This is a genomic window from Roseateles sp. SL47, assembly GCF_026625885.1.
In the GTDB taxonomy this organism is placed as follows: domain Bacteria; phylum Pseudomonadota; class Gammaproteobacteria; order Burkholderiales; family Burkholderiaceae_C; genus Roseateles.
This window is the reverse complement of sequence record NZ_CP113068.1, coordinates 673,499-685,900: the sequence shown is the minus strand read 5'-3', so window position 1 is coordinate 685,900 and position 12,402 is coordinate 673,499. Positions and strand designations below refer to the sequence as shown.

The window sequence follows — 12,402 nt, the reverse complement described above, 5'->3', positions numbered from 1 at the left end:
TGTGGTGACTCATGAATCCCTCCCGAAAACCGGCCTCTCTAGCGGGCCGAAGGGCGAGAGTCTAGTGAGTGCAGCCTGAAGTTCTCTGAGGAACTTCCGCACCGCCCCCCTTGAGAGGGATGCGCAGGTGGGGGCAATCGCACAGGTGCAGCGGCGGCGCCACGGTCCAGGGTGGAGCCGAAGCTCCAGTGGAAGGGTGATGCCGGCGCTGGGGCCTGTGGAGCGATCCGGGCTTGGGGCTTACTGAGCCCTCCACTGCGCGCTGAGCTGCGCCCAGCGGGTGCGCACGGCGGCCAGGTGGCGGTCCTTGACGTGGCCATACCCGCGGATGTCTTCCGGCAGCCGGGCAATGTCCACCGCCAGCGGCAGGCGTTCTGCAGTCAGCCCCTTGGCCAGGATGGCCTCGATGCTGGCGCGGTAGTCCTGGATCAACTGGCGCTCGGTGCGGCGCTCTTCGGTGCGGCCAAACGGATCGAAGGCGGTGCCCCGCAGGCCCTTCAACCGGGCCAGCACCCGCATGGCGGGGCGGACCCAGCCGCCAAATGCGGACTTCACCGGCTGGCCCTGTGCGTCCTTCTTGGCGAACAGGGGCGGGGCCAGGTGATGCACCACCTTGTAATCACCTTCGAACTGGGCCTGGATCTTTTGCAGGAATTTCGGGTCGGTGTGCAGACGGGCGACCTCGTATTCGTCCTTGTAGGCCATCAGTTTGAAAAGGTAGCGCGCCACCGCTTCGGTCAGCCGGGTGCTGCCCAGCGGTGCTTCCACCGCGCGCACCCGCTCGACGAAGGCGCGATAGTCCGCAGCATAAGCGGCGTTCTGATAGTCCGTCAGGAACTCCACCCGGCGGTTCAGCAGCTCTTCCACGCCCTGACGCTTGACGATCTGGATGACCTGCTGCGTGGCATAGAGCGAACGCACGGCGGCCAGGTCATGCGCGCAGCGACGGCCCCATTCAAACGCGGCCTTGTTGTTGTCGATCTGCACGCCGTTCAGCTCGATGGCACGCATCAGTGCGGCATGGCTCAGCGGCACACGGCCCTTCTGCCAGGCATAGCCCAGCATCAGCGGGTTGGTGTAGAGCGAATCGCCCAGCAGCTTCACGGCCACTTCTTCGGCGTCGAACATGCCCAGATGCTCCTGGCCAACCGCCTTGGCGATTGCGGCTTCGCAGGCGCCGCCGGGGAAGCTCCAGTCCGGGTTGTTGACCAGGGTGGCGGTGGGCGAGCCGTGGGTGTTGAGCGCCACGTAGCTGCGGCCTTCGCGCATCACCGCCAGCGTGCTCTTGTTGGCTGCGACGATGGAGTCGCAGGCGATCACCAGGTCCGCTTCGGCCGTGCCGACCTTGGTGCAGTAGATGGCCGACGGGCTGTTGGCGATCTGGATGTGGCTCCAGGTGGCACCGCCCTTCTGCGCCAGGCCGGCCGCATCCTGCGTGATGACGCCCTTGCCTTCCAGATGCGCCGCCATGCCCAGCAACTGGCCGATGGTGATCACACCGGTGCCCCCCACCCCGGCCACCACAATGCCCCAGGCCTTCTCGGCATTGGGCACCAGCGGCTGCGGCACCGGCGGCAGGCTGGCGTCGAACGGGTTCAGGCGCTTGTCCTTCTTCGGCTTCTTCAGTTCACCGCCTTCAATGGTGACGAAGCTGGGGCAGAAGCCCTTCACGCAGGAGAAGTCCTTGTTGCAGGTGTTCTGGTTGATCTGGCGCTTGCGACCGAATTCGGTCTCCAGCGGCTCGACCGACAGGCAGTTGGACTGCACCGAGCAGTCGCCGCAGCCTTCGCACACCGCTTCATTGATCACCGTGCGCTTGGCCGGGTCCACCAGCTTGCCGCGCTTGCGGCGGCGGCGCTTTTCGGTGGCGCAGGTCTGGTCGTAGATGATGACGGTGGTGCCGGTGATCTCGCGGAACTGGCGCTGCAGCGCGTCCAGCTCGTCGCGGTGATGCACGGTCACGCCGGGGGCCAGTGCCTTGCCTTCGTACTTCTGTGGTTCATCGGTGACGATCACCAGTTTGGCCACGCCTTCGGAGATCAGGCTGTTCATGATCTGGAAGACGCTGTGGCCTTCCGGACGTTCGCCCACCTGCTGGCCGCCGGTCATGGCCACCGCATCGTTGTAGAGCACCTTGTAGGTGATGTTCACCCCGGCCGCGATGCTCTGGCGGATGGCCAGAATGCCGCTGTGGAAGTAGGTGCCGTCACCCAGGTTGCTGAAGATGTGCTTCTCGTCGGTGAACGGGGCCTGCCCGACCCACGGCACGCCTTCACCGCCCATCTGGGTGAAGGTGGCGGTGTTGCGGCCCGGCATCCAGGTCACCATGTAGTGGCAGCCGATGCCCCCCACTGCGCGGGAGCCTTCCGGCACGCGGGTGCTGGTGTTGTGCGGGCAGCCGGAGCAGAACCACGGCGTGCGGTCGGCGCCGCCGGCGGTCTTTTCTTCGCTCTTGAGCGACTGCTCCTTGGCGTCGATCAGGGCCACGCGGGCACGCAGGCGCTCGGCCGTGTCGGCATCCACGCCCAGCTTGAGCAGGCGCTTGGAGATGGCGCGGGCAATGATGGCCGGGGTCAGGTCGGCCTGCGGGCGCAGCAGCCAGTGGCTGCTCGGGTTGGGGCGGCTCCATTCACCGCCGCTGAGGTCGTCCTCGGTTTCGTCGAACTTGCCCAGCACATTGGGGCGCACATCGGGACGCCAGTTGTACAGCTCTTCCTTGAGCTGATATTCGATCATCTGGCGCTTCTCTTCCACCACCAGGATCTCCTGCAGGCCTTGGGCGAAGTCGCGGGTGATGGTGGCTTCCAGCGGCCACACCACATTGACCTTGTGCAGGCGGATGCCCAGGCGGCGGCAGGCGTCGTCATCCAGGCCGAGGTCATGCAGGGCCTGGCGCGTGTCGTTCCAGGCCTTGCCGCTGGCGATGATGCCGAAGCGGTCGTTCGGCGTGGACACGACGTTGTGGTTGAGGCGGTTGGCCCGTACATAGGCCAGCGCCGCGTACCACTTGTGGTCCATCATGCGGGCTTCCTGGTCCAGCGGCGGGTCCGGCCAGCGGATATGCAGGCCACCGGCCGGCATCGGGAAGTCCTCGGGCAGCAGGATCTGCACCCGGTCCGGGTCCACGCTGACGCTGCTGGACGATTCCACGATCTCCTGGATGGTCTTCAGCCCGGACCACAGGCCGGAGAAGCGGCTCATGGCGAAGGCATGCAGGCCCATGTCCAGGATGTCCTGCACGCTGGACGGGAAGAACACCGGGAAGCCCACCGCCTTGAAGACGTGGTCGCTCTGGTGCGCGGCGGTGGAGCTTTTGGCGATGTGGTCGTCACCGGCAATCGCAATCACCCCGCCATGTTGGGAGGTGCCCGCCATGTTGGCGTGTTTGAACACGTCGATGCAGCGGTCCACGCCGGGACCTTTTCCGTACCACATGCCGAACACGCCATCGAACTTCTTCTTGTCGGGGAAGAGGGCCAGCTGCTGTGTGCCCCAGACGGCCGTGGCGCCCAGTTCCTCGTTCACGCCCGGCTGGAAAACGATGTGCTGCTTGGCCAGATGCTTGCGCGCGGCCATCAGCGCCTGGTCGTAGCCGCCCAGCGGCGAGCCGCGATAGCCGGAGATGAAACCGGCGGTGTTCAGGCCGGCCATGGCGTCGCGGGTGCGTTGCAGCATCGGCAGGCGCACCAGCGCCTGGATGCCGCTCATGAAGGCGCGGCCCTCGTCCAACGCGTATTTGTCGTCCAGGCTGACTGTTTCCAGTGCACGCAGGATGTGTTCGGGCAAGGGGGCATTCATGAGGGGTGTCTCCTGTTGGTGGCCGGCACCGTCGGGTCCCGCTTGTGGCGGGCCTGCGAGGCCGTGCTGCCAGATACCGCTGAATGTCTTCAGCGCCATGTTGTCATGCTGGTGGAATCCCCGCCGCTGGCTGGGGCAAGTGATGACTTGCCGGCCAAGGGGCAGGGGGCGGACCAGCACCTCAGTGTAGGAAATACCCCGCGGCGAGTGCTTGCTCTTTATGCCCTGTACAAGCCAACTTGAGCAAGAATCTTGCTGGAGACAACGCCGGAGCTATCCATTGGCATCGCGAAATCAACGTCAAGGGAAAACCCTGACGCCGCCGGCACCGCTGGCGACCTCGACATCGGGCCCTTCCGTGGCCCCGTCTCGGCCCAATTCTTTGGCCGCTTCATCGACCGCTTCATCTGCCGCTTCATCGCTCGATCTTTCGTGCGGCTCATCCGGAGACCCGTCTGGTGACCCAGACGATGGCGGCAGCGGCACCACCGTCAGTGGCCTGGATCGCTATCACGTGGCCATCCTGGCGGCGCTTCAGCGGGAAGCGCGCCTGTCGAACGCGGAACTGGCGGCGCGGATCGGGCTGTCCGCCGCGCCAACGTGGCGACGGGTGCGGTGGCTGGAGGAGCACGGGTTCATCACCGGCTACCGGGCCGAGATCGACCGACGCAAGCTGGGGTTGGGGGTGCTGGCCTTTGTGCGGGTGGATGCCGACCGCAACAACGGTGCGGCCACACGGGAGCTGGAGCAGGCCATCCGGGCGCTGCCGGAGGTGATTGCCTGCCACTACATCAGCGGGGCGGGCACCTTTGAACTGCAGGTCATGGCCACCGACCTGGATGCGTTCAGCCGCTTTTCCATCGACACCCTGCTGAACCTGCCGAATGTGAAGGACATCCACACCAGCTTCTCGCTGGGGGAGGTGAAGGCCGGCGGCGCCTTGCCCCTGGGGCATCTGAAGCCGTGAGGCAGGGCCGCCGGTCGGCGGCGGGCGGGGTCAGTGCTTGTCCCGCAGGGACTTGCGGAAGTTCTCCATCGTGTCGTGGATCACCACATCTTCATTGCTGATGAGGTTGTCCCGACCCTGGCCGGTTGCGAACAGGGGTTCCAGCGTCTCATAGTCATAAGCCGCGACGATGAAGACGCGGAAGCGCCACCAGATGTCCCAGTGGCTGGTGTAGAACAGCTTCACCAGCACTTTGTCGTTGCGGTTGCCGTCGGCCTCCACAATCCCCGCCTGCACCTTGGCCACGGCCTTGGCAGCGGTGTCCAGGGGGGAGACACGGTCGAACACCAGGGCCTTGGCACCCTCAGCATCGGCGTCCTGCAGGAACTTGATCGCGGGCTCGTCCTTGACTGCGAAGTTCACGTTCTGGGGCAGGGCGCCGCCAGTGGCCTGGGCCACGGCGCCTGGGTTCAGGGTCTGGCGGACGATGCCGAGCACCTGGCCGTTTGCGTCCAGCAGCGGGCCGCCGCTGTTGCCGGGCTGGATTTCGGCGGACACCTGCAGTTCATTGGCGTCGTCGCGCAGGCCGCTGGTGGCGGAGAGCAGGCCTTTGGTCATGCGGGCGTTGTTGCCCAGCAGGCGACTGAGCGGGTAGCCGATGGTGAAGACATCCTCGCCCATGGCCGCCGGCCGGGCCTGCCGGAAGGCCAGCACCGGCGTGTCCTTGGGCAGCGGTTCACGCAGCTTGAGCAAGGCCAGATCGACCTTGGTGTCGGCCTTGACCACGTCGGCCAGCAAGCGCTGACCGTTGAGGGTGATGGTGGCTTCCTTCTCGTCCTTCAGCACATGGGCGCAGGTCAGCATCCAGCCGTCGGGGCTGATGACGAAGGCCGTGCCCTGTGGCGGCTCGATCGGCTTGTTGGGGTCCAGGCTGGTGACCTTCAGGCCCAGGCTTTCGATTTCCTTGACGACACGTGGCACGACCTGGCGCGGGTCCTCCTTGGGGGGAACGAACAGCACTTCCTTGTAGGAACTGAAGCTCTTCGCCTTGACCTCGTCCGAGGCCTTGGTGTTGGTGATGGTCTGCGTGGACGATGCACAGCCCCCGAGCAATGCGGCGGCCAGCAGGGCCGCTGCGGTTGTGGTTTTCATGACGCCTCCCTCGGCGCTGGTGACAGATACACCGCGTGTTGTATGTCGCCGATGGCGGGGCCGCAATCCGGCCATGCGGCGATTGCCACAGCGAGCGTGATCATGTAGCGCGGGTCATGGCGGTGAGGGTGGTGTGCTTCTCTATCCATGCGCTGACACCGCTGTGGGAGGGGTGAGATGCCGCAAGCCCACGCGCAGTAAGGTCCCTCGGTATGCTGCCTACCGTGTCCTCATCAAACGCATCTTGGACATCTTGGACATCTTGGATATCTTGGATATCTTGGATATGGAGACCGTCAGCCATGCCACAGCCCCCCCTGCATTTCAGCGGAACAGGCCCCGGCCCGCAGGCGCCGGATGGCTGCTCGGTGGAGCTGTATCGACGCTCGGTGCATGCCGGGGAGATCGAGCATCTGAGGCCTTGGTTGCCGGCAGGCACCACCGTGCTGGAACTCGGCTGCGGGACCGGCCGGCTCACCCACCGGCTGGTGGAGTGGGGCTGCGTGGTGACCGGCGTCGACAACTCACCCGACATGCTGCGGTACGTCTGCGATGCCGTTCATCGCGTGCAGGCGGACATTGAATCCCTGCAACTGCCTCAACGCTTTGACGTCGTGCTGCTGCCCAGCGGCATGATCAACCATGCAGACGCCGCCGTGCGACGCGCTTTCGTCGCCGCTGCCGCCCGTCATGTCGCACCGGACGGCCGGTTGATCCTCAAGCGTCAGCCCCCGGGTTGGCTGACCACCGCCGCCGTGGGCGACGCCAGCAGCACCGGTACGGCATCCATGGAGGTTCTCTCCGTCTCGAGAAGCCCGGACCGGGATGGCGTGCAAGTCCGCATGACCCTGCGTTATCAGCTCGGAGACGACACCTGGACCCATGCCTTCAGCGTCATCGCGCTGGAAGAGCCACCGATCGTGCTTTTGCTGCACGCGCAAGGCTTTGCCACACCGGAAGCGTTGGATGCACAGCGCCTGTGGTTCTCCGCACGGCTGCGTGATGAAGCCGCCGGTGATGTGTCCCATGATGCGTCCGATGATGCAGCCGGTGATGCGCGGCCGCTCAAATAGCCAGTGACTGGGCCCGTGAGGTGGCCCGTGACGTATCTGCGATGTTGTCCGCGCTCACCCCAGCGCCTAACCGCCTAACCGCCTACCGCCTACCGCCTACCGCCTACCGCCTACCGCCTACCGCCTGAGCACCCGGGCACCTGAGCACCTGAATGCCCCCACCGCTCAGGACATTGCCTCTTCATGCCGGAGGAGTCCGGTCAGCGTCAGCCACCAGTCGCTCTCCGGTGCGGGCTTCAGCAGCCGCGGCGGCCCGCCGCGCCGCACCGTGTGCCACTGGCTGCAGAGCAGCAGCGCCAGCCCCGGCTGGCGATGCCACTGGGCCAGCCAGGTGGGCATGTCCTCCGTCAGCTCCGGCTCCGCCACCAGCAGGCGCACCGCTTGCTCGCGCAGCAGCGCATCCGCTTCCTGCGGCGTCCTGGCCTCCAGGCATTCGAATCCAGCCAGCACCAGCCGCTCCCGCAGGGAGTCGCGCACGGTGTCGCAGCGGTCCAGCAGCAAGGCCACCTGACCCTCGCCCATCGGCTGCGCCAGCCATGGCCGGGCGGGAGGCCACAACACTTCCTGCTCCTGCGCCGTCATCCAGGGCAGACGCACTTCAAATCGCGCCCCATGCCCCGGCCGGCTGTGAACCGCAATCTCGCCCTCCATGGCTTGTACCAACTGCTGCACGATGCTCAGCCCCAACCCGATTCCCGGCCGGAACCCTTCCGAGGCGCCCCGCACAAACGGCTCGAACACCCGGCCCAGATCCGCCTCGGCAATGCCTGGGCCGTTGTCCTTCACCGCCAGCGCCAACTGACCTTCGGCCGAGAGACCGGCCTGCAGCACGATGCGCCCTCCGCGCGTGAATTTGGCGGCATTGGCCAGCAGATTCACCAGCACCTGCCGCAGACGCCGCGCGTCCAGTTGCACCACGGCCGGCAGTTCGTGGTGGATCACCAGCGTCAGCGTGTTGCCACCCGCGCGTGCCAGGGCCTGGCTCTGCGTCACGATCTCCTGCAGCAGACCGTGCAGATACAGCGGCGCCGGCAGGATCACCAGCCGCGCCTCCGATTCCGGCGCCCGCGAGAAATGCTGCATCTCGTCGATCATCTCCAGCGCCAGCAGGCTGCTGTGCTCGATGGCGTGGCGGCTGGCTTCGAAGTCCGCATCGGGCTTGAGCTGCCGGGCCACCTGCACCATGGAAGCCAGCGGCGCACGCAGGTCATGGCCCAGATAGCCCAGCAGCCGGCCCTTGGCCTGGTCGCTGCGCTCTGCCCGCTGACGGGCTTCGTCCAGGGCCAGGGTCCGTTCACGCACGGCCAGTTCCAGGCGCAGTTCCTGCCGCGCCTTCTGTCGCTGCATCCGCCGCAGCAGGCCGCCCAGCACCAGCAGCGTTCCCAGCAGGCTGGCGATCGGCGGTGCGTAGTCGCTCAGCGCGCTGTAAGGCAGCAGCCCCAGCAACTCCGCATATCGGGGAGCCATGCCCATCATGCCGGCCACCAGCATGCCCATCCAGGGCTTGGCCAGCGGATGACGCGCCTGCCACGCCCGCCAGGTCGCCACCAGCATGGTCAGCAGGATCACCGTGTTGAATTGGGCGGTGATGAAGGTGCCCAGCGGATAGTTGCCCCACAGGCAGACCGAGATGCCCAGCACATTGGCCAGCGCCAGGATGCGCAGGGTGCGCTGCAGACGCGGCTGGGTGGTGGAGAGCTTCAGCATGCGCGACAACGCCAGCACCTGCAGCAAGGTGGAGAGGATGGCAAAGGTGGACAGCGAACGCAGCGCCCAGTCGGTGGCGTTGGGCCACAGCAGCATGAAGCTGGTGCCTCGCATGCCACATTCATAGAGCATGTAGCTCAGCACATAGAGCGCGGTGTAGACGTAGGCCCGCTCCCGCAGGAGTGCACCCAGGGCGAGTGCCAGCAGCAGCAACAGGCACATCATGCCAAGCATCAGGCCGTCAGCCAGCAGTTCCCGCTGCTGACGCAGTGCCAGTGCTGCAGGCTCCCACAACTGCGGCCGCAGGTTGATGGAGCTTCGGCTGGCCACGCGCAGCAGCAGTTCCACATGCTCGCCGGGCTCCAGTTCCACCGTGAAGGTGCTCACCCGGTGGGGCAGGTCGCGCTGGGAAAATGGCACGGCCGTGCCTGCATCGGAGCGGCGCCAGCCCATGCCCTCGGCATGCGTGAACAAGGTGATCTGCTCCAGCCGCGCCGGCGGCACCCGCAGTTCACGCCGCAGCGGCTCCGGGGACCGGTTGTGCAGCCGGATCCGCAGCCAGTAGGCCGACGGGCTGTAGCTGGGCTGCAGGTCCTTGCGCTTGGCGGCTTTGAAATCCTGGGCGGTCAGCACCGCCCCCAGGCCCTGGTCTCCCTGCGGGTCCACATGCAGGGCCACGTAGGGGGTCAGGTCGATCTGCGGTTGATGCGGGTCCAGCTCCAGGATGGCCTGGGCGCGCGTGGGCAACGCCAGCAGCAGGAAGAAAGCGCCTGCAAGAGTGCCTGGCAGGACGCCCAGCCGCATGCTCCACGGCGAGCGAATCCCTGAGCCAAACAGCGAGTGAAGCAGCCAGTGAAGCAGCGAGTGAAAGAGCAAGCCAAACATCGCCTCAAACCGGGCCTCCCATGGGCCCCGCTCGACCACCGCACCGGGCCGCCCCTTGGCGGTGAGGCGGCCCTCACCCCGCGTCACTGCAGGGTGCCTTCGCGCGCCGACATGCGGTAGGCCACCGGGCTCTGTCCGAAGCGGGTGCGAAAGGCCGTGGCGAAGTTGCCGGGGTTGTTGAAGCCGACGGCCAGCGCCACGTCCTGCACGGTCATGGCCGTCTCGGCGAGCAGCCGCGCGCCGTGGCGCATGCGTTCTTCGCTGACAAAACCGGAGACGGTCTGCCCCAGATGATCCCGGAACAGCGCCAGCAGGCGTTTTTCATGCAGCCCCACCCGGCGTGCCAGTTCCGGCACCGGGGGCAGTTCGGCCAGATGCGCGCGGATGTAGCGCACCGCTTCCTGCACCAGCAGCCCGTCCGGATTGCGGGCGCCACCCTCCGGGCTGCCGCTGCCGCTGTCGGTGGAGGCCTCCGGGTCGTCCTTGCCGTTCAACTGGGCCGACAGTGCCAGATGCACCCGCACACGGGCCAGTACTTCCTCCGGCCAGAAGGGCTTGCTGATGAAGTCGACGGCGCCCAGGCCCAGCCCGTTCACCCGGTCATCCGGCTGGTTGTGAGCACTGAGAAAAAGTACCGGCGTGGCTGCAGTGAGCGGGTCGCTCTTGAGCAGCCGGCACAGCGCAAATCCATCCATGTCCGGCAAGCCCACGTCCAGCAGGATGAGTTGCGGACGCAAGGCTTGCGCCCGCTGCAGGCCCTGGTGGCCGTTGTGGGCGAAGGCCATGCGGTATTCCTTGCGCAGCAGTTCGTTCAGCCAGCGCAGATCCTCGGGCACGTCGTCGATCAGCAGTATCAGTGGCGCCGCGGCCCCAGGGGGGACGGCGGTATCGGTCTCCGTCATAGGGATCGATTGTCCGGTGCCCCTCCTTCCTTGTGCGGGTCGCGCCCGCTGAGACGTCGCGCAGCGCGCACAACTGCCACGTAAAAATTTCACATCGTTGCACTCAATGTGTGCCTCGATTCCTTTTGGCAAAGAGTGCAGGCGTTTTCGCAAAACCCCCCCGGTCCAGGCGCGTGGATAAACGCGACCCACGCACACAAGACCAAGGGAACCCAGGTGCAAGACATCAAGAATTTGCGCATGGCGGCTGCTCTGCTGAGCATGTCGCCTTTGTTAACAATCGCCGCCACGCCCGATGCCGGGCAACTGTTGAACGAACGACAGCGGGTGGAAGCACCGGTCGGGCGACCCAGCACCGAACCCAAGGCCGACACCGCGCTGGGTGCTGCGGTCTCCAGCCACGGCCTGACTGCGTTGGTGGAGCGGGTGCGCTTCACCGGTGCCGATGGATTGGCCACCGAGGCCGAACTCCAGACCTGGGTCACCGACGGTGTGGGCCAGCGCCTGAACCACAGCCAGATGCAGGCCCTGGCGGCCCGCGTGACGGCGCGGCTGCAGGCCAAGGGTTTCCTGCTGGCACGTGCCTATCTGCCGCGTCAGGACCTCAGCGGTGGGGAGCTTCAGATCGCCGTGGTGCCGGGCCGTCTGCAGGACGGCGCCGGCCGCCTCGGTTTGACCGGTGGCAACGCTGCACTGCAGGCCCGCCTGCGCGCCATCGCCGATGCCAACCTGCCGCAAGGCCCGGCCCGTGCCGAGGACCTGGAGCGCGCGCTGCTGCTGATGCGCGACGTGCCCGGCGTCACCGTCCGTTCCGCGCTGGAGAAGGGCGACCAGCCCGGCACCAGCCGCATCGAAGCCAAGGTGGAAGAGCAGCCGTCGTGGGGCGCCTCCGCCTCGCTGGACAACTTTGCCAACCGCTACACCGGTGAGGCGCGCGCCACGGTGCGCGGTGTGCTGAACCGCCCGCTGGAGCGTGAAGACCAGGCGTTTGTTTCGCTGAGCAAGACCCGCGACACCAGCCAGGCGGCGGTGTCCTACGCCTGGGCCCTGTCGCCCAAGGGGCTGCGCGCCAACCTGAATGCCTCCTACCTGCGCTACAGCGTGGGCCTGGACCTGGCGCCGCTGGAACTGCGTGGCACCGCCCGCAGCCTGGGTGGCGGCCTGAGTTTCCCGTTGCAGCGTGCGCGGGAGCGCAACGTCTGGCTGACGCTGGATGCTGAAGAGCGCCGTCTGGACGACGACTCGCTGGGCGTGTCCCTGCATCGGCGCCGGGTGGACCGCATGAGCGTGGGCGTTTCGGCCAATGCCTGGGACGACATGCTGGGCGGCGGCCAGACCGATTGGGGCGCTGGTGTGGCCAGCGGCCAGGTGTCTCTGGGCCGCAACCCGGATGATGCCCGCGCCGATGCCGCCGGTGCATCCACCCAGGGCAGCTTCACCAAGGTGAACTGGCATGTGGCCCGCAACCAGAGCCTGCCGGGCCTGGGCAGCTGGACGCTGTTCGTCTCGGCCAACGGCCAGCTCGCCACCGACAACCTGGACTCTTCCGAGAAGTTCATGCTGGGCGGACCGGCCGGCGTGCGCGCTTATGCCGTGGGCGAGGCCTCTGGCGACAGCGGCTGGCTGACCAGCATGGAACTGCGTCGCGACTTCCGCTTCTACGGATTGCGGGCCCAGGGGCTGGGCTTTGTGGACGTGGGCGGCATCACCCAGCACCAGAACCCGTGGACGGGCGCGCTGGCGGACCCCTCCACCAATCACTACCGCCTGGCCGGCGCCGGCCTGGGCTTCAACGTGTCGGGAGAGCGCTGGAGCGTTCGCACCGCCTGGGCACACGCCATCGGCCACAACGCCGGCCGCAGTGCCGCCGGCCTGGATGCCGATGGTCGTGATGACCGCCAGCGCGCCTGGGTGCAGCTGAACGTCGCCTATTGAGCCC

General features: G+C 66.7%; 7 protein-coding genes. 3 read left to right on the top strand and 4 right to left on the bottom strand.

Annotated features, from left to right (window positions below):
• Positions 1-240: 240 nt before the first annotated feature.
• Positions 241-3,798 carry an indolepyruvate ferredoxin oxidoreductase family protein gene (locus OU995_RS02935; protein WP_267833867.1) on the bottom strand — a complete coding sequence of 1,186 codons (3,558 nt, stop codon included), beginning with the start codon at positions 3,796-3,798 and terminating at the stop codon, positions 241-243.
• Positions 3,799-4,297: 499 nt separating this feature from the next.
• Between OU995_RS02935 and OU995_RS02930 the strand changes: the two genes are divergently transcribed.
• Entirely contained in the window at positions 4,298-4,765 is a 468-nt protein-coding gene (locus OU995_RS02930; protein WP_267836157.1) for an Lrp/AsnC family transcriptional regulator, read from the top strand.
• A gap of 30 nt (positions 4,766-4,795) precedes the next feature.
• On the opposite strand, the gene OU995_RS02925 is transcribed toward OU995_RS02930, so the two are convergent.
• Positions 4,796-5,896 carry a S1C family serine protease gene (locus OU995_RS02925; RefSeq protein ID WP_267833866.1) on the bottom strand — a complete coding sequence of 367 codons (1,101 nt, stop codon included), beginning with the start codon at positions 5,894-5,896 and terminating at the stop codon, positions 4,796-4,798.
• Positions 5,897-6,198: 302 nt separating this feature from the next.
• On the opposite strand from OU995_RS02925, the gene OU995_RS02920 reads away from it, so the two are divergent.
• Positions 6,199-6,969: a class I SAM-dependent methyltransferase gene (locus OU995_RS02920; RefSeq protein ID WP_267833864.1), complete on the top strand. Its 771-nt coding sequence runs from the start codon at positions 6,199-6,201 to the stop codon at positions 6,967-6,969.
• Between the two features lie 165 nt (positions 6,970-7,134).
• On the opposite strand, the gene OU995_RS02915 is transcribed toward OU995_RS02920, so the two are convergent.
• Both OU995_RS02915 and OU995_RS02910 read right to left on the bottom strand, forming a co-directional pair.
• The gene (locus OU995_RS02915) at positions 7,135-9,648 is read right to left on the bottom strand and encodes a sensor histidine kinase (protein ID WP_267833863.1); all 2,514 of its coding nucleotides are present in this window, start codon (positions 9,646-9,648) and stop codon (positions 7,135-7,137) included.
• Entirely contained in the window at positions 9,645-10,463 is an 819-nt protein-coding gene (locus OU995_RS02910; RefSeq protein ID WP_267833861.1) for a DNA-binding response regulator, read from the bottom strand. The genes OU995_RS02915 and OU995_RS02910 overlap by 4 nt, the downstream gene beginning before the upstream one ends.
• Positions 10,464-10,703: 240 nt before the next feature.
• Between OU995_RS02910 and OU995_RS02905 the strand changes: the two genes are divergently transcribed.
• Positions 10,704-12,398: a ShlB/FhaC/HecB family hemolysin secretion/activation protein gene (locus OU995_RS02905; protein WP_267833859.1), complete on the top strand. Its 1,695-nt coding sequence runs from the start codon at positions 10,704-10,706 to the stop codon at positions 12,396-12,398.
• Positions 12,399-12,402 lie beyond the last annotated feature (4 nt).

What these genes read in the sequence shown, in the direction of transcription:
- OU995_RS02925 (WP_267833866.1), bottom strand. Translation starts at nt 5,896, where the DNA reads ATGAAAACCACAACCGCAGCGGCCCTGCTGGCCGCCGCATTGCTCGGG.
- OU995_RS02910 (WP_267833861.1), bottom strand. Translation starts at nt 10,463, where the DNA reads ATGACGGAGACCGATACCGCCGTCCCCCCTGGGGCCGCGGCGCCACTG.
- OU995_RS02935 (WP_267833867.1), bottom strand. Translation starts at nt 3,798, where the DNA reads ATGAATGCCCCCTTGCCCGAACACATCCTGCGTGCACTGGAAACAGTC.
- OU995_RS02920 (WP_267833864.1), top strand. Translation starts at nt 6,199, where the DNA reads ATGCCACAGCCCCCCCTGCATTTCAGCGGAACAGGCCCCGGCCCGCAG.
- OU995_RS02905 (WP_267833859.1), top strand. Translation starts at nt 10,704, where the DNA reads ATGGCGGCTGCTCTGCTGAGCATGTCGCCTTTGTTAACAATCGCCGCC.